Raw genomic sequence first — 26,919 nt, 5'->3', positions numbered from 1 at the left:
CATAAAAACATTTAAATTCGATCAATATAGTTGTTATCTACCTTACTTTCAACAATACGTTCTAATATTTTTAAAACTTCTTTACTATATGTAGCTTTCTCAGGATTTTCAATCAACATCATTTTTATGGCATCAACTACAATAAACCACCCCATCTTTTGGTCTTTAAAATCTTTAATAGGTTTCGTCGCATATGGTAAAGCTGTAAAATGAGCTAAATTATATTTTCCTTCTCTACTCCAATGATAATATTCTAGAATAATTGGAACAATTTTCACAGAACTATTATCATAATTCCACCTATCAATAGCCTTTTTTATTTCAACTTCTTTTACATATTTAGTTTTCATTAGATTTTCACTGACCATAAAAAAGATAATATCAGCTTCATTAAATTTTTGAGTTATTTTTTCATTCCAAGCTTCACCAGCAATTAAATCCGTACAATACCAAGGATCTTCTATTAAACCATCATCACATAAAGGAACTAAATAATCTTTGAATTTATTTACAAGACTTAAATCTTCCTTAGAGTAAGATATACATACTTTTTTCATAGGATATAGATCTTTATCATTTAGAAACATTTTAAAATCAGATCTTTTATAAATTATTCCCTCGTAAACTAAAAAATTACTTTTATTCTTATTTTCAGTTTCATTAATGTTGTTTAATAAAACATAAGGTATGTAATTATCGTAAGTACTTTTAACCAATTTTTCATAATCATAACTTTTTATTACACTTTCAATAAATTCACATAATTCTAAAATAAATGAATCACTGACTAAATTATTATATTTACTAATAAAAATAGCAGGTGATTTTTCATTTATTTGAAAAGATATATAAACTAATTGATTTGAATTTGAATTTACATCTTCATACAGGATAAGTTTATTTTTCCATAATACATAATGCTTTTTAGTATCCTCTAAAACTAATTGATCAAAGTATTTATTGATAATTTCTGAAAGAATTGACGTATGAAAATACTCATTAAAAATATACTTAACTATGGGAATTTCAAAGTTTTCTAAAAATAATTTTTCCGCTTGAGTTTGTATATTATTTAAATAATTAGGTGAAAAAAAACGGTCATCTTCTTTCATCTTAAAAATTAATTTATTTTGTAACATAAATGCAAGTATGTACTCAACATTTTTTTTTGCATTATCATCATTTAACCATTCAAGAGCTTCTTTTTTTGAAAAATAACCTTCTCTTTTGTTTAAAAACTCCTCTTGATTTAATATTTGGTATATCCATTCAGTAAATTTTTCCAAATCAATAATTACAATATCATCTAGACTACTATTTGATATTCTGATTTTTAATTCAGTAGTTATTTTAAAATAAAAACAAGATAATATTCCATGTAAACTATTTAATAGCGAGTTTATCCTTTCTGAATCGTAATTATTAATACTACTATCAAGATTTTTTACTTCATCAATCGATAAGATAACCTTTACTTTATTTTTATCAAATAATTTTGAAATTTTATTATCAATGTTTAAAACTCTAGATTCTTTAACGAATTCCTTACATATTTCATCTATAAACTTCTTTAAAACAACCTTATCTCTCAAAAAATTAAATGAACTAAAATCATTTATAAAATCATACTGATTTTTTAAATGATATTCATTTAAAAATATTTTATTATTTTCTAGATTTTGAATCAAGAATGTTTGAAAAGAAAAATGACTTTCTATTTTTGCTATATTAGCAAACACAATTGAGCTTAACTTATGTTGCAAGTTTCGATAGTTAATGGTTGAAGAATCTATAAATTCATCAAGATAATCCTCTAAAGAGTTATTCAAAACCTTTACAAATTCATGCTCTTTAGATTCATTTTTTATTTTTTTATATTTTATTTCTAGTACTTCAATAACTTTATCAATTTCTTCATTATTAATTAAATGAAGTTTGTAAAAATTCAAAAGATTTTCAAAGAAAAATGTGAGAGTGAACTTATATGCATACTTATTTAAACTCCCAAGCCAATAATTGATTGGAAATAATACTTCATTTCTATTATTTAACTTCAATTTATTATTTTGACCATTTCCCCATATCACAAAGTATAGTGATTTATCATCAAAAAAAGAATGGTGTGTATTATGATAATAATCTTGTCCACCGAAGTCATAACCATTTACATCAATTTCACCGACCTTAAATTTGAAAAAGTTTATTCCGTGAGTTGAATCCCCATTAGCTTTCTTCGTTTTTGCTAGAATGTCTGCTAATGTAGTTTTCCCTGCTTGAGTATTACCAAGTAAGATTAATTTTATTCTTTTAACTACAATTGAATCCCCTTGAATGAGTCTGTCAAAATAATCATCTAATTCACGAGAATTCGATTCCTTGTGGGTATTTAAAATATTGATTAATGTTTGATCTAATGGGTTTTCTGAAATACTAATAGTGTTAGCTTTCCACTTAGAATAATCTATTCCAATTTTTTTTATGATTGGTATTAGTGGTTTTAAATCTTTTATATTGTTTGAGTGTAAATCTATAGTTTTTATTGATTTTAAATCTTTTAAAAATTCAACATCTTCTATTAGGTTATTACTTAGATACAATTCATGTAAACTATCAAATTCACCTAATATCTCAATATTCTTGATAAAATTATTATTTGCAAATAAGATCTTTAAATTTATAAGCTTGTTTAGATTAGGAACATATTCAATATTATTGTTGCTTATATTAACTATTTCTAATTTTTTCAATTCTGACAAAAATGAAACATCTTTTATTCTCCACTTATTCCAACGATCTCCCTTATTCCAATCTCCACCAATATATAATTCTTTTAAGTTAATAAGTTTTATGAAGTCAGTGGATAAATTAACTATATTATTAGAATAAAAGCCCTTCCTTTCGTTATTGTGCCAATTCCCATTATCATCAAGAGTTGCGTATTCATTGCTTAATATAAGTTTCTCTAATTTTTCAGTATCATTAAACAATTCAGGTAAAAAGCTTAAGTCAGTAAGTCCACAATTTTGTAAATTTAAAATGGTAGAATTACTTTTCTTGAATTCAGAAATTTTTTGTTTAGCAACAGTAAAGGATTTTCTAATCCACCTTCTCATTTCAGTCAATCCCTTCTCTACAACCTCTAAAGGTGGGTAAAATATTAAGTTTTCTTCAAGATTAATATTTTTAATTTTTTCTTTTAAAATTGAATTGTATATAGGGGTTAAGTCAAATAAATTATTTTTAACTAAGATTAGATTGTCAATTACCAAAGAACTTAAGGCAGTAAGGTCAGAGATTAAATTATTAGTTAAATTTAAATACTTGAAAGTTTTAAATTCACTCAATTTATCAATTTGTTCAATTTTATTTGAAGATAAATCTAAGTAGGAAAGAGCTTTTAATTTTTCTAAAACATCTATATTTTCAATACTATTTTGTGTAAGATTTAGCTGAGTTATATTTATTAAGTTAGCTAATGGAGAAATATCTACTATTTCATTACGTTCTAAACTTAAAGATTCAAGACTAAACATATTAGATAAGCTAGTTAAATCATGTATTTTTCCATTGGAAATAGATAAATGTTTTAAGTTACCTAATCTCAAAAGAAAAGAAAAATCAAAAAAATCGTTTATATTATTTAAATTATCAAAATTCAATTCTAAATTTTTAAGATCTACAAATGAACTTAAAATCTCATAAAAACTAAGTCCACTATTTTTGCCTTTTGTTAATAGAGTTTTTTTGTTTAGTATTATTATGTCTAATTTAAGTTGGATGATATTTCCTTCTGAATCTAAAACAAAATAGTTAAAATTAGTATCTTCATTTACTTCTCTAATTTGGCGATTTATTATCTTAATAGAAAATTTGTTTTCAAGCAATAATATTTCATTGGGTTTATTTATACTATTTTGCTTCCCTAATTCACGCTCTTTTCGTAGTAATTCCTTCTCTCTGTACTTTTCTTCATTTAATACATCAGATTTTTTTTTTGTATTATCAATAGAAAATTTTTCATTCAAAATCTCATATTCCTCAGTACTAATTTTAGCATTAGGTGACACTTCTATTTCATAACCTTTGGCTTTCAAAAACTCAACAGCTCTATCAAGAGATATATTTAATTCTCTTAACACTTTATTTATTCTTATTACTCTACTCATTCTTTTTTTACAATTAATCTCCATTAATAAAAAGTAGTTAAGATTCGATCTCAATATCTTAATCTAGAATAGTAACTTAATTTTGATTGATTTATTAATGCCTTTTTCGTCGGTATTATTTTGATTTTAACCAATCTTTTAATGGAAAAAGTCTACTACTTCCATTTTCGTCAGCAGGATAAAACACATAGTATCCTTTCGAAATATATGCCCCTCCTGAATATTTTGTTGTACCATCTTGATATTCAATCCGTGGATAAATTGCTAAATACTCTGATCCTTTAAAAGTTTCGTGATCCTTATTTATGGGAAACAAAGCAATATTTCTGATGTATTTTTCTGCATCACCTAGCCCTAACTCCCAATTGCACCATTTTGAATTTATAGCTCCTGGTGTAGCCAGTAATATAAACTTATCAGAAACTTTGATTTTATTTTTAAGTTTATGAGCTGTTTTTGCATTAGTGTATGCGGGCATTGATGGATCCATCCAATCTACATATACATCAACACCTTCTTTTTTTAGAAATGCAATTACATCTTGTAAAATAGAATGTTCATCATGCTTATGAGATAGAAAAATCATTGGACGGTTCTGGTCTCTCGAATAACTTTCATTTAATGAAACTATATTGTCAGCAGAAAATGCCTTAGTTCTACTTCTATAATTTGCTAATTGTGATTCTGATATGAAGCTCATACTATTTTACTGTTTTAGTTATGTTATAATCATCTTTGTTATCTCGTAATTCAATAGCTTTATTCAAATAATAATTAGGTGTTGATTTAAAATCTTCCCATTTTACAGATTGAACATAACAACTATCACCATAATAAACCGTTGATCCATTTGTGCAAATCTCTGTATTTGGTATTTTAATGTTAAACATATTATCTTTCAAAATCTGAAACAAAAACGGTGTATTTAGAGATCTACAGCTACAAACAGAATCTTGAGTGATATAATATTCATAACCTCCCCATTGATCTGGTAATACAACAGCAATAATTCCGTTAGATAAACTAGTTCTACCACCACGCGTATACTCTTTTAATGAATAGGAAATTTCCCAAGGAATCCACTGATCTTTTTCAGCTTCATACGTTTTCATCCCTTTTGAAATTAAAACAATAGTAATTGAACTATCATAAATTTTATCTCTTAGAGCTGATGCAATATATTCATCAGAAAAATCTGCTAAGCTTTGACCATCATCCTCACCTTTGAATATATGATCTTCATTATCTAATATTTCAGACAACTCATTTACGTAGTGTCTAGCTTTTGTTTGAACTTTCACTTTTTGTCCAAACCAATTTTCTTCATACACATTCAAATCTTGAACTTGTGTATCTCCATACTTATATGAAACAAAAACTTTTCTACCCATTTCTAATCGTATTGGCTTCTAATTCTGATAGCTTTTTCTACTAAATCAGAAATATTATTTTTAATATCATCATATACATATTTGCTTGAAGCATATGATGAGTCAAAAATTGGTATATGAGTATTAAGTGGATTTTTACCTTTTCTAGATTGTTTTCCAAAAACATCTTCTAAATTGTGAATGTATATACCACAAACAGCTTTACCTAATTCCCAAGCACGTTTGATTTCATAATCCACCCATTTACGTTCACTTGTTTTTTCTCCTATAAGAACAACCAAACAAGATTTATCTTTCAGATTATCATCAATCCATGCTTTAATTGTATAATCACTTTTACTTTTTACTTCTTCCCATTTATTTCCACTAACAGGTTTATCTCCTTCAATAACTCCTATATTACGAACTTTACCTGCACGCCAATTATCATTATCAAAGTGAAAACTATAAAATACTTTTCTTGCCATAATTATTGAATTTTATCAATTAAATATTTTTGAAACAAAGACATATAACCATAATCTTTTAAAAACCTTTCATGTTTAGCTTCATCATCCGGTGTTAGATTATCAAAAACGATTTTTGTCGCAGCACCTGTACTTGCTATCGGTAATAATAAAGCTTGAGGATGTAATTCTTTAAACATTTTGTATTCAACTTCAATACCATCCATTCCACCAATAAATACAGCAGCAGCAAATTCATTTTCAGACAACATTTTTTGCCTCATTTCTTGAATACTACTATGAATATCTCCTTTATTTTCCGTAAAAACTATGTTCTCAAATTTCTCATTGTCTTCGGGAAATTTTTCTCTAAAAAACTCTGATTGGTAAATTGTTACATGCTTCTGAATTTCGTTTTTTATATTTTGGAATAGGTGTTTTTTTTGTTCTTCTGAAGGCATTTCGTTAATAGATTTATCTAATCTATATTGTATAGTTCTTTCAATAACAAAATTTATTAATGGAGTTATCGAAGGATGACCTCCCCAAATAATTCTATGTTTATCAATAACAATACTAGCTAAAGCAATAACAGCATCTCTAATTGCAATAATATCTGCCGTATCATAATATTTTGGGTGTCTTTCCGGCAAAGGAATACTTGCTGATAAAAATATATTTTTCATAACTTATATTATTTTGAGAATACTGTATTAAACTGTGATTTCTTTAATGTTTTTATTTCTAAATATTCATTTAACCAATCTAAATGTTCTAACCAATAATTACGAATTGATAATTCATCAAAAATCAAAGTAATTGATTCGATCTCTTTATCTTCTATTTGCTTGATAAGCTTTTGTGAATTGTGACAATTTATAGATTGAGGAATTCCTACTGTGGGAATAAATACTTTCAATTTTCCATTATCTAATTTTTGAGTGATATATCTGCTATGTTGAAGATTAACCTCTATATTATTATCGTTAGCAGCTTGTGTAAAATCTGTAATCAACCAATCTTGCCTTGATGCTAAATTTCTTGCTCTTGAACTTTCAACAAGATTAAGTATTTCAGATAAAGCACTTTCTTTCAATCTACCTTTAGTAAGATCTGAAAATAGAGGTTTATCAAAATCTTTATCATTTAATTTTTTTGAATAACCTAAATGAGAAAAATCTTCAAAATCACAATCAGGCCATAGTAGATGAACAATTCCAATTCTTTTTAGATGAGCTTTATCTAATTCTTGTTTACACCAATCACTTTTCAGAAATTCTTTAGTATTTAGCATTAAAATCAAATCACAATCAGTCATACGATGCCATAATTCTTCTTGAAATTCTTCACCTTTATCAATCGAATGCGTATCTATAAAAACATCAAAATTATTCCTTTCTAAAAACTCATATAATTGTATAGCTATATTACTAGATTCTGAACGTTTATAGGAAATGAATAACTTTCTATTTTTTCGTAATAATTCAAAACCTTCAAGAACAATATTTTTTATTTTTATAAGATTATCATTGTAAGTAACCCCATTTTGATTTGATAAGAAATCAGGAATTTCTTCTGTAAAACTTTTATTATATACGGGTAGAATTATATTGGCATCTAGTTTTTGTTTTTCTAAAATTTCTAATTGACGACCTGTAATATTATTTTTATGTCCGGCATAAATTACAAAGGCAGCTTGACCACCAGAATATTCATTATCAACATCCTGCTCTCTAATAACTTTTAAAGCATCAGATATAATTTTTAAATCATCGAATCCTTTCTTTAATTCAATTTCTAGAGCTTTAAAGAATTCTTCATTTTCACCAATTAAAATAAGTTGGTATTTGTATTTCATACTAAAGTTGGTTTTTTATTTGAATATCAATTTAAAATATTTTGTAAACAAAATGTACTAATTAATCAAAGTAAATATTTGTGATAAACATTCATTGCCTCTCAATTTATTTTGTTTTATATGTTTCAAGATTAAATTAAAGGCTTCTGTATCTATAGAAATAAAATTATCAAAGTCAGATATAGTATGTTTAAATGTAAAACTTTCATTCAGATTTGAATATCGTTTATCAATTGCTTTATTCAAATAAAAAGGAGTTCTCCGTTGAATTGTTTTAACCGTTTGAATTTCTGAATAAATCCATGGAGAAAGTGTTTTCCACTCATCGCTTCCTTTCTTAATTGAATTTTCAGAATCAAGAAATAGAAATAAATCTGTATTATTAATCATTTCTCTTAATGAATTCATCAACATTAAATATACATTGGAATAATAAATACCTCGTGTTTTTTCAGTAACGTTTTGTGTTTTATTTAATAGTAATTCCACTAAATCATCTGAAAAACTCCATGCATCAGAATCAATAAAGCTTCTTATATTAAATTCTTTTAATAAATAATTAGCAAGAGAAATGGCATAGTCTTTATCCTTGTGTGAATGAGATATAAAAATATCAGCATCTATTTTTGGAAACCAAGTATCTTCTATTAATTTACCGTCGATTACTAAAACATCTGCTAAATATTTTTCAAAACTTAATAATAAATTATGTTTATCATCCATATAAGGCTTGTCATACTTATTTAATAAAGTTTGAATATTTTCAAATATAAAATCAACATTTCTTAATCTATTATTCAATTTTATAGCTTTATACATATTTAATTTAATCATTAATTACCTCACAAACCCACTGATAAACGTATTCACAAAATCATAGATTTTATGAGTTACACGTTCAATTTTGGTACTGCGTTCTTTTAAACTTGGTTTTTGAATCATTAAGCCCACAATATCTTCGCGTAACGGTTGTTTATCCGTAAATAAATACTCACCAATTACGTGTTCTAATTTATCTTGGTCTAATGCTTCTTCTTTACTTATTTCTTGAATAGCTTCTTTACGTTCTTGTTCTACAAAATCTTCAAATGCTTCAATAACATCGTCAGAATCTGCAATTAACGGCAGATTCTTTTGAATAAACTTTTCAATTAATTCTTTTTTACTACGTAATTGAATATCAGAATTCAATAAGTCTTGAATCATTTTTTCTTGGCTTTGTTTTTCAGCTTGTGGAGCAGCTTGTAAACGCACCAATAAATTCATGATGTAGGTTACATTAATCTCATCACGATGAATCAACTCTAATTCAAAATCAAGGTCGTCTAAAATAGAGTGTCCTTTATCGTCTTCTTTGTGTAAACCCTTGTTTTCTTCGTATAAATCTAAATACTTGCTTTTGTAATCTTCAAATTCTTGATGCGTAATGGGTAAATCATCATAATTAAAATCACCGTATTGCTTCATTTTATTGATTAAACGCATTACCTCTCGAAAAGCCTTGATAAACTCAGCTTGTTCTTCTTCATTTTGTAAGGTGTTTACACTATCAACTGTTGGCGTAATCGTTACTAAAGCATCATATTTTTCCTGTAACTTTTGGTCTAAAGCTTCGTAAGGCAATTCTATGATTTCACCTACTGCATTTTTATTTGCAAATAACTCTATCGCTGTGTCTGTTGCCTCTTTTAAATTGCGATAACAAACAATATTTCCATGTGATTTTACTTCATCTAAAATTCGGTTGGTACGAGAATACGCTTGAATCAATCCATGATACTGCAAATTTTTATCAACGTATAAGGTGTTTAATGTTTTACTATCAAACCCCGTTAAAAACATATTTACGACTAATAAAATATCAATTTGTTTGTTTTTAACTTTATCGGCAATGTCGTTGTAATACTGATAGAACAAACTAGAATCTTTCGTTGAATAATTTCTTTGAAACATTTTGTTATAATCTTCAATGAAATCATCTAATTCTTCTCGTTTGTACTTAGCTAAATAAGGTGTATCACTTTCTGCTGCTATATTAAATTCATCTTCGCCGTCTGCTATATAATCTTTGTTTTTTTTCTGCTCTTCGTTAGCTGTATAAGTAAAAATGGTTGCTACTTTTAAATCGTGTAAACCTTGCTCTTTAGCCTCTTTAAACAACCTATAATACGCAATAGCAGCATCGGTATCGCTTACACAAAACATAGCCGTAAACTCTTTATTATGTGTTTTGCGTTTGTGGTTTTGAAGTATGTGTTGTACAATGTTGTTCCTACGCTTAGGGGCATTCATCACTTCAGGTTCATTGATTTTTTCTACTTCAATGTCTTCAATAGTATCTTTTTGCTTAAAGGTGCGAATGTATTCAATGGCAAAGCGTAGAACGTTTCCGTCTTTAATTGCATCGGTAATTACGTATTTGTGTAACGGTTTACCAAACAACATTTCGGTTGTTCGTTTACCGTACTCATTTGTTCCTGCATTTGGTTCAAAAATAGGTGTTCCTGTAAAACCAAACATTTGACAACCTTTAAAGAAATTCTTGATGTCTTCGTGCGTTTTTCCAAATTGCGAACGGTGGCACTCGTCAAAAATAAAAACAATACGTTCGTTTTCTAGCCCTTTCATCGCTTTAAGATAATAGGGTTTTGTTATTGCATTGTTTAGTTTTTGTATGGTAGTAACAATTAATTTATTGCTACCTGTCATTTGATTTACAAGCGTTTTAGTATCGTTGGTAGAATCAATACTTCCTTTACTAAAACTATTAAATTCTTTAGCAGTCTGGGTATCTAAATCTTTACGATCTACCACAAAAACTACTTTATGAACTTCGGGAATACCAGTTAATATTTGCGCTGCTTTAAACGATGTTAAGGTTTTACCACTTCCTGTAGTGTGCCAAATATAACCATAATCGATGGTTGTTTTTACTTGATTAATGATGGCTTCTACCGCATAGTACTGGTACGGACGTAACACCATTAAAGCCTTTTGCGTTTCGTTTAACACAATATACTGCGTAATCATTTTTGATAAATGACACGGATTCATAAAATCATCGGCAAACTCTGGCAAATTTGTAATCAGTTCATTTTCTTTGTCTGCCCAATAAAAGGTTTGTTTAAACGAGCGATCTTTTACACGACCATTTACATAGTATTTGGTATTTACACCATTACTAATGATAAACAACTGAATGAATTGAAACAAACCAAAACCTGCACCGTACGAATGTTTTTGATAACGATTGATTTGATTAAAAGCCTCTTTAAGCTCTAAACCTCTGCGTTTCAACTCAATTTGTACTAATGGCAAACCATTTATTAAAATGGTAACATCGTAGCGATTGTCGTAATTTCCTTTCATAGAAATTTGATTGGCTACTTGAAATTCGTTTTTACACCAATTTTTGCTATCAATTAATTGAATGGTTTTGTTTTCGCCTAAATCGTTTACATACGGAATACGAGAACGCAAGGTTTTGGCACGTTCAAACGTATTGCCTTTATTGATATAAATTAGTATTTGCTTAAACTCGGTTTCGGTAAGTGAAACTTTATTGTGTTTTTCAATTTGACGTTTAAAATTACCTACTACTTCGGTTTCGTTATTTAAAACAATACGTTGGTAGCCCAATTGTGTCAATTGATCTATTAAATTATTTTCTAAAAGTTGTTCTGGTTGTGCGTTCATTTATCTTCTATTAAAAAGATGTAATTCCATTTCGGCTAAATTTGAATATTCTGTTTCTTTTAAATACTCCTTAGCGTATTGAATTACTGTTTTATAATCGTTAATATCCTCAAAACGAGTCCAAGGTTTTAACGGACTTACTTTTATTTTTTGTTGAATGATACGATCCACAGGAAAATGTGGTGGCGTAGCAATCCAACCGTTACACCATTGGTATTTTAAATACAAATTCAATAGTTTTTGGCTTACACCAATATTTAACGAACCTTTTTCAAACAAAACACCAAATTCATCTCTTGAATAATTACAAAGCTTTATAATATTTTGTTCGTGTTGCTCATCAGTTACTCGGTTTTTATACTGTGACACTAGTTCGGTATCAACAAACTCTTTTAATTTCTTTCGAAATTCAATACGTTGTTTTTCAGAAGTTTCTTTTTTATACGCATTTGATCGTTGAAAAGCTCCTTGAACAGATAAAATCCAAAATTCGTATAGTAGAAATTCGTTTTTCATACCTGATTGCTAGTTTTATTCTAAAGTTTTAATGAATTCATCGATTTTTATTTTTAAATCATTAAATACCTTTCCTCTTTCTGATAATGATATTTTTAAATCGGAAATTTGCAATATTTCTTCACGCAATGGTTCCTTATTAATTGATAATTTCTCATCAATTAAAATTCTGGTCTTTTCAAAATTTAAATTATGTTCAGCAACAAATAGATTTAATTTATTTATATTATTAGCTTCATTAATATTTAATTGTTTAACGTAACCATCAACCACATAACCATCTTCAACGTATAATTTTTCAGTTTCTTTTTCTATGAATTCAACTTTAGGTTTGATTTCAAGCTCTGGATTAGATTCTTTAATCTTTTGAAGATAATAAATTAAATTTCCTAAATTTTCTTTCTCTTTACTTTCTAAAATACCCAGGTTAGGATAGTACTCATCGTAATAAATCTCTTGATACATGTCAAAATCATTATCAAAAAGCACTCTGCTATAGCTCGTTTTCTTAATAGGAAATTCAAAATCTAAACTTTCATTTAACCAATGATTATATTCAGAATTACTTCTATAATCCTTCAGTTCATTAACTTTCATTTCATGCTCAAGCTTTTCAAAATATCTCAAACACATTTCTGTTATTAAAAAGCTGCAAATACTATCTGTAATTCCAACAATGGTATTTAATAGATGAGGACTTGTTCTTGTTAATTTTGGATATATTCTTCCATGTGAAATATCACCACGAGTATCTCTTAATTTTACAATTGCATTAACAGCACTGGTGGTGTTGACTTTTGTTAATTCAAATGATTTTTTTAATAGATCATTTGTTTTATTCTTTTGGTATAATATTGTTGCAAAAGATTTTAATAAATCTACTTCAAAAGATTCTTTAAAGATCTTTTGAAAAGTATGCTCTAATAATTTATCAAATTTTTCGCATTGTTTTCTAAAACTTTTATTATTAACATAATCATCATGTATCAAAGACAAAGCTTTTTTGCATAATCCTTCTATTAAAGATTTACAGCTATCAATTGAGATATCTGGATTTAAAATTTTATTATCCTCAATTTCTTTTACAACAATTAAGTATTGATCTAAACCTTCAATTTTAGCTTTGTAGTTAGTAATAGTCTTTTTGGTTAACTCCATCATACAAACATCTGCTGCAACATTGCTTTTTTAAAGCTTTGTGTTTGGGTTATTTGCTCATTTACTTTTGCAATGCTTTCATCTATTGCCGACAAGAATTCTGCGATTTTTTGTTGTTCTGGTAATGAAGGTATATTTATCTTAAATTTAGAAAATTCAGTTTTATTAATTATTGGTAATGTTGTGTTGGCTTGAGTTGATTTTATATATGGTGTGATGTTTAATAATGCATAATAAATAAAATCATTTATTTGATTTACTGGTAATAATGAATTTATCTGCTGATTAGTTATGGAATTCATTTTTGTCAATGCCATTTTACCAATCGAAGCTATACATGTAAAAACAATAGTATTCATTGGTAAAATTTTCATTTTATCAAGTTTAACAACAGTTCTTTCAGTAAAATCAATATATTTAACTTCATCATTTAAATCAGAAGGAGTAATAAATTGAATGTTTCCATTCCATAAACTTTTATTAGTTGTATCAGGTGTTTTACCTGTAACAATTTCACCTATCTCCCCCAATCTCTTTTCTTCCCATTCAGGAAAATCATTTCCCTTATCGTTTTTAAAACGAATTTCTTGTGAGAACAACTTTTGCATCATGGCTTTTTTGTACAACGATAATTGTTCTTTCTTTTCTTCTAACAAATTGATTTTAGTATCTATCGTAGCTAAATAATCAGCTATTTTTTGTTGTTCGGGAAGGGATGGAATGTTTAAATTAAGTGATTTTAAATGATCTGAATAAATATGAATAACAGAAATACCTTGTGATTTTTTTGCTATTTCATATTTCTTTTTATTATTAAAATAGTAAGAAAGAAATATACCATTTTCTTTTGTTTTGATAATATTTAAATCGCCTCCTAAAGCAACACCATCTCTAATAACACAAGAAGCTGTTGCAATATCTAAAGCTGACTCACCAGATGCGGGTATAATTATATCGTTAGCTTCACTAAATATTAAATTTTTTTCATCAATATTCGTTTTAGAAACTATTTCATTAATAACTTCATTATAAGTTGTATATAACTCACCATAGCGAATACATTCAAAGACTCCATCTTCAACTATGTCAGATTTTGAAATATTTTTTCCTTTTGAAAATTCAGCAATATCTTTTAAATAAATATTTTTCAAATCTCCCTCAAATTCAGGAAAACGTAATTTGGGTTGTAACTGTTTTTCCATCATTAAAAAGGTGTTGGCAAATTTAACTCTTTACAAAAATCGGCTAACTTTTTATCTACATCTAACAACTCGGTATTAATGGCTTTTAAGCGTTCGGTTACTTGGTTTACATCAATCGCTACTGCTTCTTCAAACGTATCTACATAACGAGGTATGTTTAAATTGTAATCGTTTTCGGCAATTTCTGCTAAGGTAGCTATGTGGCAATATTTATTAATTTCTTGTCGATTGGCATAGGCGTGCACAATACGCTGAATGTCTTCGTCTCGCAATTTGTTTTGTGTACCTTCTTTTATAAAATTACCTTCGCCACTTGCATCAATAAATACAATGTTTTCATCAGCTTTTCGGCATTTTTTTAGTACTACAATACACGTAGGAATACTGGTTCCGTAAAAAATATTGGCTGGTAAACCTATAATAGCGTCGATAGCGTTTAATTCTTTAATAAAATATTCACGAATGACACCTTCGGCAGCGCCACGAAACAATACACCATGTGGGAAAACCGAAGCAACGGTTCCGTTATCGGCTAACTGATAATACATGTGCTGTAAAAAGGCAAAATCGGCTTTGGTTTTTGGTGCTAACTTTCCGAATTGGCTAAAACGAACATCGGATGCGTTTAGCGGATTGGCATCACCTTTCCAATTAGCAGAAAAAGGTGGATTAGCTACAATAGCTTCAAAACGTTGCGATGAATGGCGAGGTTCTTCTAAGGTATCGTCTTGCTCAATATTGAAACGTGAATAATGCACGTTGTGCAAAATCATGTTCATACGAGCCAAGTTAAACGTGGTTGGGTTTAATTCTTGTCCGTAGAAATCGGCAACTTTAGTTTCTTTAGCTACACGCAATAACAACGAACCCGAACCACAGGTTGGATCGTAAACTGAACGAATTTTGTCTTTACCCAAGGTTACAATTTTAGCCAAAATGGTAGAAACTTCTTGAGGGGTATAAAACTCTCCAGCCGATTTTCCTGCCCCAGCAGCAAATTGCTTAATTAGGTATTCGTACGCATCACCTAAAACATCCGATTCAATGTCTTCTAATTTAAAGTCGATTTCGTTTAATTTCGAAAGAATTTCAACAATAACTTCGTTACGTTTATCGGGTGTTTTTCCTAATTTAGACGAAGCCAAATCTACATCTTGAAACAACCCAATGAAATCTTCTTCAGATTCCGTTCCCATTGTAGATTGTTCAATGTAATTTAGTGTTTGTTCTAAATCTTCAATAATATATGAATTAGAGCCCTTTTTAATTAAGGCTTCTAATAATTGATCGGGAGCTAAAAAGAACCCTAATTGTGCTAGCGATTCTTCTTTAATCGCTTCTAACGTTTCAGCATCGGTTACATTATGATATTCTTTTATATCTTCATCTTCCAATAACGAATTGGCGTAAAGGTGTTGTTTCTCTGATAAATATTTAAAAAATATAAAACCTAGTATATAATTACGGTATTCGTCTGCATTAATTCGTCCACGTAAGGTATTAGCAATATCCCAAAGCTTTTGCTCTAGTATATTTTTATTGTTATCTGACATTTTGTTTAATTATGTTTTGCGTAAATATACTAATTGTTAAAATGTAAAAGAAATCAAACTAAAGGAAAATATAGTGTGGAAACCCGTAATTTCCCCTAATCTAATGATGCTTTTTCGTACCTCAAATAAAACACTTACTAAAGACATTTTGTGTCGTTTTTAAAACAAAGGAAAGCTAGAGAAAAGAAAAAAAGCTTAGGATAATCTCTAAGCTTTTTGGTTTTGTTTTCCTTTCTCCGTTAAATAATATTTTTGATTTCGGCTTGTTGGTTTATCAGGAATAGACAAGGCTATTAAACCTGATTTTAGTGCTGGTTGTAAATAATTATATAAAAATGTAGGACGATGCTTTATACCAACAAGTTCCATTAATTCTGCACTGCTATATTTCTTATCTGCCATACTCGAAATTAAGAATCGAACTTGTTCGGTAACTTGTTCGGTATCTTGTTCGGTATCTTGTTCGATTCGTGTCACAGATTCCGTTGAAGGTAATGTAACTCTTAAAAAGTTCTCTGAAAAATGAAAACAATCTTGTGCATAAGCCTGTATAATTCTTGGTATTCCTGAACCTAATTGCTCTACTAAATCTAAGTCTTTGAAAATACGCATCAATTCTTTATTTCTGATGATAGAATATCCTTCAAAAAACTCATCTTTTGAAAGTCCTTCGGGTAAACTGCCATAAGAGGTAATTTCCAATCGATCGTCAAAAATCTCAAATTTTGGAGCAACTTCTTTTGTATAATCATTATGAACAAAGGCATTGATTACTGCTTCACGCAAGGCAATGGCGTTCCACAACCGTTGTTCTTTTCTTTGTTTAGGAGTGATTTTAGTCAATGTTCTGTTTTCTAAATTCAATTTATCTAAAACCTGATGTGTTGCTTTAATTAATGATTCATATCCATACTCATTGCTTTCTTCTAATTCTACCCGATTTAAACCTTGATACCGAGCTACTTTTACCGAAATGTTATTGATGTCGTTCATTAAATACGCTACATAATTGTAGTCTCCTTCTTCTGTAACTAATTCTAAATTTCGGGCAAATTGCTCATTTAAAGCTTTTCCAATCGATTGATAATAAATATGTAATTGCTGAAACTGTAAAGTCTGTTTCGGAGATTTCATGTTTCCGATAGAATTTCGGATGCGTTTACTAAAAAGTTGTTCTATTTGTCGGGTTGGCATCGGTTCAGCCGAGCTTCCGATTCGAATAAAAGCCCCTTTTTCTGAAAGTCCATATTTCTTTATGTAATATGGTTTTTCATAACCTCCGGCAACGATAATTTTGATGATTTCTTTATTATCTTTCTTTTCAATAATCAAATCAAAAAGCCCCAAACAAGAAGGTAAAATATTCGTTTTTAAACGATCTTTAATAAGTAATTGCTCCTGATCTGCATTGTTAACACCAACAGGAATTCCGTTTTTATCAATACCAATATAAATAACACCACCTTCATTAGAATTTAAAAAAGCTACTACTTCTTTTTCTAATTCGGGCGTTACTTTTTGTTTGAATTCTGTATGTTTGTTTTCGGTCATTTGATTTATTTTTTTGCTATTCTAGCCTTAACACCATCAACATTCCTTCTATCTGCCCAATACAAATCACCGGAATCAGAAATTTCGAAAGGATTAACCCGAAACTCTTCTGGAATAGCCATAAATTCTTTTACCCATTCGTTATCAATGACTTGTAGGCTATCAATCGAAGAAAGATACAATGTGTTATTATTCATTTCAATTTGAATAGATTCTTCGGTTGCTTGTTCTAAAAAAGTATCAATATTTTGTTTGAATTCTTTTTCGGTTATCTTTTTCATCATCAACAATTTTGGTTACAAATTACGCAATTTCATCAATAATGTATATCAAACTTCTATAAAAATCCGTAAATTAGCGGTATTAAAATAGTAATTGATCTAGCGTAGGCTGATTAGTTGAGTTACAGAAAACTGCGAATCTTCTTATAAACTCTAAAACTAGTCAGACTTACGCCTGTGCCTTATATGGGCGTGGGCTAAGTCTTTCTGAGTTTAGGGTTCTTCGCAGTACCTCTGTAACGGATTGATTTTAGTTTCACGCCTTTTTCTTTACTTCAAAATAAGGTATCACACAAATTGCTATAATCATGAAAAAACATCTAATCCGTTTAACTGTCCTTGTGTTGTTGTTGTTTTCCAGTTCATCATTCGCTCAGACAATTAATGACAAATCTATATTTGAAAAAGTATTCAAAGATGTCTCAAAAGATGACCGACCATTCAAAAATTACAGATATGTTTCTTTTAATGAAACTCTAGTCATTACTTTTAAAGATGGAACTGAAAAAACATACAATGCCACTCGTTTATACAAAGCTAAAAGAACAAATTTTGATCGTTTTACAAAGGATGAATGGGTTACATTATTGAACAGTAAATCATTGACCGAAGGCTATTTTCAAGGTGTAGAAGACGACTTTATTCTGTTAAAAATTAATGATGAGATCATTAAACATCCATTTTATCTAGCCGAATATATTTTAACCGCAACCGAATAATTCTAAATAAAGATGAACGAGTTTTATAACAAATTACACGAATTTACTCTGTCGGAATTAGAGCAATTCCACAAAGAAATTTTAAATCTAAATGAAGCTATTATTACTAAGGAAATAACATTAAAAAATGGTTTGATGATTCGTATTTCAAAGTGGTTGGGTATGGACGCCTTTGTAAAATTTAATCACAAAACGGACATTAGTTCTTACACATTTGATGAATTAATCACCTTAAATTACATTCCTGAAAAATACCAAAATGAGGAGTTTTTAGAAGTACATTCTCGAAATTTGGCTTTCGGAAATATGGTTTAAAAAACACTAATAATCAAACTGTTATATATAAGGATTTTATACAATTGTATAATTACATATTTATATAATTATTGAATTATACAATTGTATATTTATATAAAATTTAAGTAGGTGAAATTTAGTTTGCCTTTATTTATTTCTCGAAATCCTTACGCTCTTGAAAAGAAAAAAAACACCTTGGCTGTTGTTTATTTTTACAAAATCAGCGTTTTCTTTTAGGCTTACGACGTCGTGATGCTTCGTCATCTACTTCGTTAGCGCTAATACCACCAAGTAAGCCACTAATACAGCTAATAACGGTACTTGTACCAGTAGAAAGTTGATTAGAAACTGCTTCTTCAAACTCTTGTTCTGCTTCTTTGTTATTATTAGTTCGTTCAGAATGGGGGTTAGATCCACTTTCGTCTCTGTTTTGGAAAGATTTTCCATTGTTTGATGTAAAACCAGCTGATTGTTCATGATGTTGTTTTGAATTTCGGCTAGTTTGACCATTCCTGCTTTCAATTCTTCGATTTCCTTGGCCAAGTAATTCTTTAAATCGTTCTCTTGTATCACGGTTTGTTTCGCCAATTGTTTGACGGTCTCTGCTTTGTTCATAATTTAAATTGTTTTGAAGGTTTGCCCATTTGTATTGATTTCCTAACTTTTGCCCCTTTGCTATGAAACCATCATCAGAAATATAGGTAATTCCTGAAACTCGTCCGGTGCTTTCTGACTGATTGAAAATTAAATGGACACCATTTATTTTACATTGAATTATAAAATCTGAAATAGTATGTGCTTTTGATAAGGCATCTTTTATCCGTTCTTGCATTAACATTCGGTCTGAAAGTTTTCCTGTTCGCTGAATCATTTCCAATTCATCTTTGCTTGGCGCTCGGTCTAAAGCTTCTTTGGATGATTTTACCGTTTCTATTCCATATTTTCGCTCCAATTCTCGACAAAGGGTCTCGCTTCTCTGATAATTATTAGAATCGGAAACTACCGAACCATCATATTTAATTCGTGATGCCAACACGTGAATATGCAAATGTTCTGCATCAAAATGTTGCCAAACTGCATACGCATTATCGTCAAAGCCCATACCATTTAAATAATCTTTACCTATTTGTGTTAATTGATTTTTAGATAATTGGTCGGTAGGTGCAAAATTCAGCGATACGTGATAAGTATCTCGAGTTAAATTTGGTCGCAATTGTTTCAAAAAGTTGATTTCTTTTAAGATACTTTCTCTATCGTATTTAAAAAAATTGTGATCTAACAATTCTGCCCGATCTTTAGGATTTTTAAGCTCCATTTTCTGATGGTTGTAATCAAAAGCAGCAACAAATCCGTGAATTTTCTGTTTTGCAATCATTGACTCAGCATTTTTAAATGAATTGTTTCTAATAGCATTTTAATTTCCTGCATGATTTCAACATCTATTTTATTCAATCGGGTTTGGTGCACCGATCGTACGTATTGATTAAAATTATTCGAAATTCTCCTAGTCAATAAATGGGTGGACACATCAATTTTACTAATGCGATTCACGTTTAAAGATTCGTTCATAATCAGTTCACGAATTACCACACTAGCATTATCTTCTCTCAATGCAATCAATTTATCCAGCTTCTCTTTTTCGAATTTATTCAATGCAATCATTACATTGAATATTCGCAACTCATCGTTACTTTTTTTGGGTCTTGCCATAATTTCCAAATGAATGAAGTGAATTTGTTGTTTCGATGAGCAAGCGTTTTCCCATAGGGGAAACATGGCTTGCTCAGCCGAAATCAATAGTTAATAATTCCGCAATAAATAATCGTTTAAGTCTTTCGATCCATTGTTGTATAGATACCGAATATCAGTACATTTAGCACCTAAAATTTCAAGTTGTTTTTGAGTTGCTTTTGTGCCTGCTTCATCATTGTCGAGTGCTAAGAAAACTTTTTCATATTCCTCATAAACGGTGTCTAACTTGTTGAGCATTGATAACGAATTGAGAATGATGAAATCGAATTGGTTTTCCGTTTTTGAAAATAACATCAAAAGAGAAATAAAATCTGACCAGCTTTCCAAAACAATCAATTGATTAGATTTGTTTTTAATTGATGTGTACCATTTTTTACCTAAACACAGCTTCACATATTTATTTCTGATTTCGGTACCTCCCGAATCATTCTTAAATCCAATTCCAAAATATTGCTTGTTGTTTAATTGATAATAAACTTCAACTAAATATATTTTACAGAGTTCAATATTCAGCTTCCGACTTTTTAAATATTCGATTAGAATGAAATTCGCTAATGGTTTTATTTGATCGATTTCATAACTTTGTTGATTCTCCTTTTTTTTGAGTTCAATGTCGCTTTGTGTCTGGTGAAAAGAAAAAGAATCATATTCATTTCGTAAGAAATGTAATGCTTCTTTAAAATTGCAATCTTTTATTCGCATTATTAAATCGAAAACATTTCCACCTTTTCCTTCTCCAAAATCGTAATAAAGATTTTTTTTACTATCCACTTTAAAAGAAGCTGTCATTTCATTTCTAAAGGGACTTTTGTACCATAAACTTGAATCATTTGTCCGAATTATACAAAAACCTAACCTACTCATTACAGTCGAAATTGGTATGTTTTTTATTGTTTTTATGTCCATATTGTAAAAAGCTAAAAAAGTGATTTTTTTTGATGCAGTGATGCAGAAACCACATAACAAACTGTACATCAATTAAATACCCTGCATCACTCTTGCATCATTGCATCAAACTAATTTCAATTCTTGCATCACTCTTGCATCAAAAACCATGTTTTTTCAGTTTGATGTAGAGTTTGATGCAGAATAAACAACTATATATCAGCACCTTAAACTAATCTTGCATCAAAGCATCAAAAATTTTATAGAACAAAAACTTTTTTATCAAATAATAGCGACCTCTTCGATCTACTTTTACAATCTCACCATGCGACAATAGTTCAATTCCTTGATATGATTTTGTATTGTCTTCTGGTTGAAATTCCCAACGCTTTAAAATCTTTCTTATTTCACTAGCAGAAATAAATAATCTTGGATTTGTTTTACGTAACAATAATAAAATGTCATTGGGAGCGATTAAAATTTCATCATCATCAATTTTTTCAAAACACTCATGAAATAATTCCAATAATGCAACTTCTGTTTTGTTTTTATTGATCAATTTCAGTAATGATTCGGTCATAATTTGGTGTGGAGTAAACCACATACGTGTTTTTTGAGAAGATTTAAAATCTCGTTCGATCAGATACTTTAAAAAATAAGGGATTTCAGCATTTAGCTTTTTCAAGAAAAAAACATCTTCTGACTTTATTGGTCGGATTTTACGAATCCAGAACCGAATCTCTTCTTCATCAATCTGTATGAAATTATCTTCGTTATTAGAACATAAGATAAACTTTGCAAAGAATTCAATTTCTTGTCTGTCCTTTCCTTTGGCTTCCACTTTATCTTTATCGGTCGTGGATAGGTATTTTAAACGTTCAGTAATTTCTTTTTTATCAAAGAATACTTCATCAATAGCAACTAGTAACATGCTTGCCCAATCGCTGTTAAATTGCGAGTTAAAAGAATCACCTTTTATGTACGTCATATTCAGTCCAAAAATTGCTTTAAGCCATTTGATAAAAGAACTTTTACCTGTGGCTCTTTCTTTGCTCACAAGACATAAAATAGGTAATGTTTGTGTTGGTTTTTCAAACAGCAGTTTTAAATAATCTAAACCAAATTCTTTTTGATCTCCGAATATATGCTGCACGAAGTTTAACGTATTTGGTATGTTATTTTCCAATTGTTCTAATGTTAACACTTCGTTTATTGGCGACGCACTTAACTCATTATAGGTATTATAAAAATTTTCAACGATTAATTGATAATTAAGATGATCTGGAATACAACAAAAACCGTCTAATTTTAGAATGTTTCCTAAGAAATTTTTCCCATGATCGGAAACTATTGTTTCTCTATTCCAACGTGTCATTACTTTAACTTTATCGCCAGAGATGAGTGGTTTTTCAATAATTTTAAAATAGGAAGTTCCTACTCGGATATAAGGAATATCTAAGTCCATAGTTTAATGGTATATTATTCCTATATTTGCTATAGGAATAGATTAAAGAATAAGGGATTTATGCGTTCAATTTGCGGAAGTTGAACGCATTATTTTTTTGATTTAAAAAAGTAGTCTAGGGCTTTGTTTTCAATCTGAGCTTTTGATTGAGATTTGTTCTGACGTAACCATTGATCGATTTCTTCTCTGTCGAAGAAAAGTATCTTCCCTTGTGGTTTCGAATAAGGAATTTCACCAAGATGAACCAACTTATAAATGTAACTTCGTTTAAAGCCCGTATAGTCAATTAAGTCATCAACTGTAAGAATTGTTTTAGCTGTTTTAGATAAAATAGCTTCAATTCTTTCTAACTTTTCTAAGATTAAATTTGCTTCCATTTTTTCGTATGTTTTGAATTATGAAGCAAAGTAAAGAGTAAGAAAGAACTAATAAAATACGCTAAAGGCAAATGGTGTAATAAAATTATAAAAAAGATTCCGTTAGCCTATGTTCATTTCTCCACGTAGAATATGCTGTATTGAGTTGATTGAAGTTTTTCTTATCTCCATCAAATAAAAAACCTTCACAAATATTTTTTAAAAACATTTGTCTTTTGAGTCCTTCAAAATGTTTTGGTTCTTGAAAGATTACATTATGTAATAAATCAAATAATAAAACATAAGTTACAGCTTTAGATTTTGCATTGTAACCTTTTTTATCAATCCAGTTGAGTGGTTTTTTACTAAAACTTTTTTCACAGAATGAAGAAAAATCTATAAAGTTTCCTAATATCATTTTCTCTTTGATTAAATAATCAAAGATTATAGCCAACTCTTTACTACTTGAAACTTTATTCTTAGGAATTAGATTATCATAAAAATTTGATTTACTAAAAAAACCACTTTGTTCTAATTTCTCAAATGTTTCTTCAATCTCACATTCTAGCTTATAATTTTCATACAACTGATTTTGTAATTCTTCCATTTCAAGTACAATTTTTTCTTCTCGTAAGTGATTAATATCCATGTAGATATTGTAAAAATACTTTTGAATTTTATTATGAATTATAAATTCAATGTTATCGGTAGGTCCTTCTTTTTCAAAATCATGATAATCATCCTTTACAAGAAAATTCATAAACACATCTTCAACTTTCTTTGTGATCATTTGGTCAAGAAAATCTTTAACATCATCGTCTTGGTTTAATAATTCGAGTAAATTCTCTTTAAAGACTTTATTTTTTCTCATAACTCAATATTTAAAAGTGGGATTAAATTTGCAGCTTCTTTATTCTTTTGATCTACCATTTTAGCGTAAATCTGTGTGGTTCTTAATTCGCTATGTCCTAAACGTTTGGAAACGGTGTAAATATCAGCTCCGTTTTCTAAAAGTAAAACCGCATTGGTATGTCTCGCACTATGAAACGTGATATGTTTCAATATTCCGGCACGATTACACCAACGCAATAATTCTGTGTTATAAACAGCCGAATACTTTAATCCAATAAAAACACGATCTGAAGGATATTTTCGTTTTCCAAGTAAATCTCGTGCTTGTTCTGAAATGTATAAATACTCAATACCACCTGTCTTTTCCTGTTCAAAATTTACTTTGATTGTTTTTTCACCTTCTTGATACTCTTCCCGAACTTCCGCCCATACCATTTTATTAATATCGCTCCAGCGTAAACCACTTAAACATGAAAAAATAAACGCACGTTTCAATACAGGATATTTACATTCGGTATTTGCTAATTTTTGTAGTTCTTCATGGGTTAAATATTCCCGTTGACTTTCTTGTTGTTCAAATGATTTTACTTTAGCTCCGTAATTAATAGCAGTGTAACCTTCATCAAAAGCAGCTCTTAAGGCAGCTTTAAATTTATTGAAATAAGAGTATTTAGAATTTTCTGAAAGCAAGGTTTCGCTTTTTGTCTTCGCTTCTATATCAAAATATTTACGGACACGTTTTACAAAGGCTTCATCTACTTCTTCAAAAGTTAAGGTAGGAGTGATGCATCTTTTTAGATGAACCATAGTAGCTGACCAGTTGCCATAATTTTTAGGCGAATTGATTTTCTCCTCTGCTTTCTCATGAAAGTAATCTAAAAATCGTCTTTTAGATTTGATGTTGTTTTTAAGATCAAACCTACCTTGGTAAAATTCAGCTTCTCTGATTGCTAAAATCTTTTTAGCTAATTCAAGGTTCTCCTTATTCTTTTTCTTTTCAATAGCTGTTTTAGCATTTGGATCAAGATAAAGCTGTAAATTCTCAAATTCACGGATATGTTTGCGTTTGCCTTCTGGTGAAGTTTCAGAACCTTTATAGTATTCAATTAATAAACTAACTTTACCACTTGGCAATTTTCTTTCTTTTAATGTTATTTTCATAATGTGGTACGTTTGTACAACATAATTTTAAGATGTGGTACATATGAGGTAACAAATATAATAAGAAAGGAACATAAAAGAAAAGACTATCAGCATTAAAACACTGATAGTCAATTAAAAGAAAGTATATCTTACTAAGGGAAACCTAATTTATTTACCGATACAGAAGTTAGCAAAAATATTTCCTAACAGTTCGTCATTTGTTACTTGCCCTGTTATTTCGCCAAAATAAAACAGTGCCTGACGGATATCAATAGCCATTAAATCGGCTGGTATATTTGTATCTAAACCATATTGTACCTTTTGAATTTCTTCTAAAGCTTTAATCAAAGAATCATAATGACGCGTATTGGTTACAATAGTTTCGTTGTTCCGTAAAGAGCCCGTATTTACTAAACCTAATAATTCGCTTTTTAATGTATCAATTCCTATTTTTTGCTTTGCTGAAATTAGAATTAGATTTGAGATCTTAGATGTTAGATTCGAGATTTCTGTTTCTGACAACAAATCCATTTTGTTAACAATAACCAATAAAGCTTTTTGAGGGTATTTATTTTTTATTTCGGCAATTTCTTGTTTTAATCCTTCCATATTTTTTGATTGAGCGCTATCAACCAAAAATAAAAGCAATTGCGCTTGCTCTATTTTTTCAAACGTTTTTTGAATACCAATACTTTCAACCACATCTTTGGTTTCACGGATACCCGCTGTATCAATAAATCGGAACCCAATTCCATCAATAACCAATTCATCTTCAATAGTATCACGAGTGGTACCCGCAATATCGGAAACAATGGCACGCTCCTCGTTCAACAAAGCGTTCAATAAAGTCGATTTTCCAACGTTTGGTTCGCCTACAATAGCAACGGGAATTCCGTTTTTAATCACATTTCCTACCGCAAAAGAGTCGATTAATCGTTTCAAAACAAATTGAATTCGACTCACTAAATCACGAAAAGCGGTACGATCAGCAAATTCAACATCTTCTTCTGAAAAATCTAATTCTAATTCAATTAAGGAAGCAAAGTTTAATAATTCTTCACGTAGTTTTGCTATTTCATTACTAAACCCTCCACGCATTTGCTGCATGGCAATTTGATGAGCTGCTTCGTTATCAGATGCAATTAAATCGGCTACCGCTTCGGCCTGCGATAAATCCATCTTTCCATTTAAAAAAGAACGCATGGTAAACTCACCCGCAGTTGCCATTCTGCATCCTTTTCTTAATAAAAGCTGAATGATTTGTTGTTGAATAAAGGTAGAACCATGGCAAGAAATTTCAACAGTAGGCTCTCCTGTATACGAATTTGTACCTTTAAAAAGCGATACCAAAACTTGATCAATGATTTTATCACCGTCCTTAATAAACCCTAAATGCAAGGTGTGCGTTTTTTGTTTACGCAAATCTTTGTTCTTTATAGATTGAAAAACTTCGGCAACGGTATCAACGGCTTTAGGACCTGATACGCGAACAATAGCAACCGCTCCGGCACCAGAAGGTGTTGCCAAAGCCACAATAGTATCGTTTAGAATCATGGTATTACATTTAATATGCAAAGGTAGTTTAAAAGATTGAAATGTAACTTTAAGTAGATTTTAAATTGATGCGTTCTT

General features: G+C 29.5%; 24 protein-coding genes. 2 read left to right on the top strand and 22 right to left on the bottom strand.

What is annotated here, in order from left to right; translation table 11 throughout:
- Positions 1–11: 11 nt before the first annotated feature.
- From H1R17_RS10695 to H1R17_RS10630, 14 genes are all read right to left on the bottom strand, one after another.
- Positions 12–4,166, bottom strand: coding sequence for a leucine-rich repeat domain-containing protein (locus H1R17_RS10695; RefSeq protein WP_163431087.1), 4,155 nt, complete (start codon positions 4,164–4,166; stop codon positions 12–14).
- Positions 4,167–4,281: 115 nt separating this feature from the next.
- Positions 4,282–4,866, bottom strand: a complete 585-nt coding sequence (locus tag H1R17_RS10690; RefSeq protein ID WP_163431086.1) for a toll/interleukin-1 receptor domain-containing protein — start codon at positions 4,864–4,866, stop codon at positions 4,282–4,284.
- Between the two features lies 1 nt (position 4,867).
- The gene (locus H1R17_RS10685) at positions 4,868–5,557 is read right to left on the bottom strand and encodes a TIR domain-containing protein (protein WP_163431085.1); all 690 of its coding nucleotides are present in this window, start codon (positions 5,555–5,557) and stop codon (positions 4,868–4,870) included.
- A 2-nt stretch (positions 5,558–5,559) separates the two neighbouring features.
- On the bottom strand, positions 5,560–6,024 hold the full coding sequence (locus tag H1R17_RS10680) for a TIR domain-containing protein (RefSeq protein ID WP_181729223.1): 465 nt from the start codon (positions 6,022–6,024) through the stop codon (positions 5,560–5,562).
- Between the two features lie 2 nt (positions 6,025–6,026).
- Positions 6,027–6,689: a hypothetical protein gene (locus H1R17_RS10675; protein WP_163431084.1), complete on the bottom strand. Its 663-nt coding sequence runs from the start codon at positions 6,687–6,689 to the stop codon at positions 6,027–6,029.
- A gap of 8 nt (positions 6,690–6,697) precedes the next feature.
- Positions 6,698–7,861 carry a toll/interleukin-1 receptor domain-containing protein gene (locus H1R17_RS10670; protein ID WP_163431083.1) on the bottom strand — a complete coding sequence of 388 codons (1,164 nt, stop codon included), beginning with the start codon at positions 7,859–7,861 and terminating at the stop codon, positions 6,698–6,700.
- Positions 7,862–7,918: 57 nt separating this feature from the next.
- Positions 7,919–8,662, bottom strand: coding sequence for a hypothetical protein (locus tag H1R17_RS10665; RefSeq protein ID WP_163431082.1), 744 nt, complete (start codon positions 8,660–8,662; stop codon positions 7,919–7,921).
- Between the two features lie 36 nt (positions 8,663–8,698).
- Positions 8,699–11,557 (bottom strand): type I restriction endonuclease subunit R, encoded by a 2,859-nt coding sequence (locus H1R17_RS10660; RefSeq protein WP_163431081.1) that lies wholly within the window; start codon positions 11,555–11,557, stop codon positions 8,699–8,701.
- Positions 11,558–12,073, bottom strand: coding sequence for a hypothetical protein (locus H1R17_RS10655; RefSeq protein ID WP_163431080.1), 516 nt, complete (start codon positions 12,071–12,073; stop codon positions 11,558–11,560). It abuts the gene before it with no gap.
- Positions 12,074–12,088: 15 nt separating this feature from the next.
- Positions 12,089–13,234: a hypothetical protein gene (locus H1R17_RS10650; RefSeq protein WP_163431079.1), complete on the bottom strand. Its 1,146-nt coding sequence runs from the start codon at positions 13,232–13,234 to the stop codon at positions 12,089–12,091.
- A complete protein-coding gene (locus tag H1R17_RS10645; RefSeq protein WP_163431078.1) occupies positions 13,231–14,436 on the bottom strand; it encodes a restriction endonuclease subunit S in 1,206 nt (401 codons plus the stop codon). Before H1R17_RS10645 ends, H1R17_RS10650 begins: the two co-directional genes overlap by 4 nt.
- Positions 14,436–15,986: a type I restriction-modification system subunit M gene (locus tag H1R17_RS10640; RefSeq protein WP_163431077.1), complete on the bottom strand. Its 1,551-nt coding sequence runs from the start codon at positions 15,984–15,986 to the stop codon at positions 14,436–14,438. Before H1R17_RS10640 ends, H1R17_RS10645 begins: the two co-directional genes overlap by 1 nt.
- Before the next feature lie 207 nt (positions 15,987–16,193).
- On the bottom strand, positions 16,194–17,537 hold the full coding sequence (locus H1R17_RS10635) for a Fic family protein (protein ID WP_163431076.1): 1,344 nt from the start codon (positions 17,535–17,537) through the stop codon (positions 16,194–16,196).
- A gap of 5 nt (positions 17,538–17,542) precedes the next feature.
- A complete protein-coding gene (locus tag H1R17_RS10630; protein WP_163431075.1) occupies positions 17,543–17,818 on the bottom strand; it encodes a hypothetical protein in 276 nt (91 codons plus the stop codon).
- A gap of 308 nt (positions 17,819–18,126) precedes the next feature.
- Between H1R17_RS10630 and H1R17_RS10625 the strand changes: the two genes are divergently transcribed.
- Both H1R17_RS10625 and H1R17_RS10620 read left to right on the top strand, forming a co-directional pair.
- On the top strand, positions 18,127–18,537 hold the full coding sequence (locus H1R17_RS10625; protein WP_163431074.1) for a hypothetical protein: 411 nt from the start codon (positions 18,127–18,129) through the stop codon (positions 18,535–18,537).
- A 12-nt stretch (positions 18,538–18,549) separates the two neighbouring features.
- Complete coding sequence (locus H1R17_RS10620; RefSeq protein ID WP_163431073.1) at positions 18,550–18,852, top strand: hypothetical protein; 303 nt, start codon at positions 18,550–18,552, stop codon at positions 18,850–18,852.
- 202 nt (positions 18,853–19,054) lie between these two features.
- On the opposite strand, the gene H1R17_RS10615 is transcribed toward H1R17_RS10620, so the two are convergent.
- From H1R17_RS10615 to mnmE, 8 genes are all read right to left on the bottom strand, one after another.
- Positions 19,055–20,209, bottom strand: coding sequence for a relaxase/mobilization nuclease domain-containing protein (locus H1R17_RS10615; protein ID WP_163431072.1), 1,155 nt, complete (start codon positions 20,207–20,209; stop codon positions 19,055–19,057).
- Positions 20,206–20,544, bottom strand: coding sequence for a hypothetical protein (locus tag H1R17_RS10610; RefSeq protein ID WP_163431071.1), 339 nt, complete (start codon positions 20,542–20,544; stop codon positions 20,206–20,208). Before H1R17_RS10610 ends, H1R17_RS10615 begins: the two co-directional genes overlap by 4 nt.
- A gap of 90 nt (positions 20,545–20,634) precedes the next feature.
- A complete protein-coding gene (locus tag H1R17_RS10605) occupies positions 20,635–21,492 on the bottom strand; it encodes a toprim domain-containing protein (RefSeq protein ID WP_163431070.1) in 858 nt (285 codons plus the stop codon).
- Between the two features lie 211 nt (positions 21,493–21,703).
- Positions 21,704–22,936 carry a primase-helicase family protein gene (locus H1R17_RS10600; protein ID WP_163431069.1) on the bottom strand — a complete coding sequence of 411 codons (1,233 nt, stop codon included), beginning with the start codon at positions 22,934–22,936 and terminating at the stop codon, positions 21,704–21,706.
- 89 nt (positions 22,937–23,025) lie between these two features.
- The gene (locus tag H1R17_RS10595) at positions 23,026–23,313 is read right to left on the bottom strand and encodes an AlpA family transcriptional regulator (protein WP_163431068.1); all 288 of its coding nucleotides are present in this window, start codon (positions 23,311–23,313) and stop codon (positions 23,026–23,028) included.
- Between the two features lie 85 nt (positions 23,314–23,398).
- Entirely contained in the window at positions 23,399–24,163 is a 765-nt protein-coding gene (locus H1R17_RS10590) for a hypothetical protein (RefSeq protein WP_163431067.1), read from the bottom strand.
- Positions 24,160–25,305 carry a site-specific integrase gene (locus tag H1R17_RS10585; protein WP_163431066.1) on the bottom strand — a complete coding sequence of 382 codons (1,146 nt, stop codon included), beginning with the start codon at positions 25,303–25,305 and terminating at the stop codon, positions 24,160–24,162. The genes H1R17_RS10590 and H1R17_RS10585 overlap by 4 nt, the downstream gene beginning before the upstream one ends.
- 150 nt (positions 25,306–25,455) lie before the next feature.
- The gene (gene mnmE, locus H1R17_RS10580; protein ID WP_163431065.1) at positions 25,456–26,841 is read right to left on the bottom strand and encodes a tRNA uridine-5-carboxymethylaminomethyl(34) synthesis GTPase MnmE; all 1,386 of its coding nucleotides are present in this window, start codon (positions 26,839–26,841) and stop codon (positions 25,456–25,458) included.
- Between the last annotated feature and the right edge of the window lie 78 nt (positions 26,842–26,919).

The organism is Flavobacterium sp. xlx-214, from assembly GCF_013874595.1.
In the GTDB taxonomy this organism is placed as follows: domain Bacteria; phylum Bacteroidota; class Bacteroidia; order Flavobacteriales; family Flavobacteriaceae; genus Flavobacterium.
The sequence above is the reverse complement of the archived record's forward strand: the minus strand, read 5'-3'. Positions and strand labels throughout refer to the sequence as shown.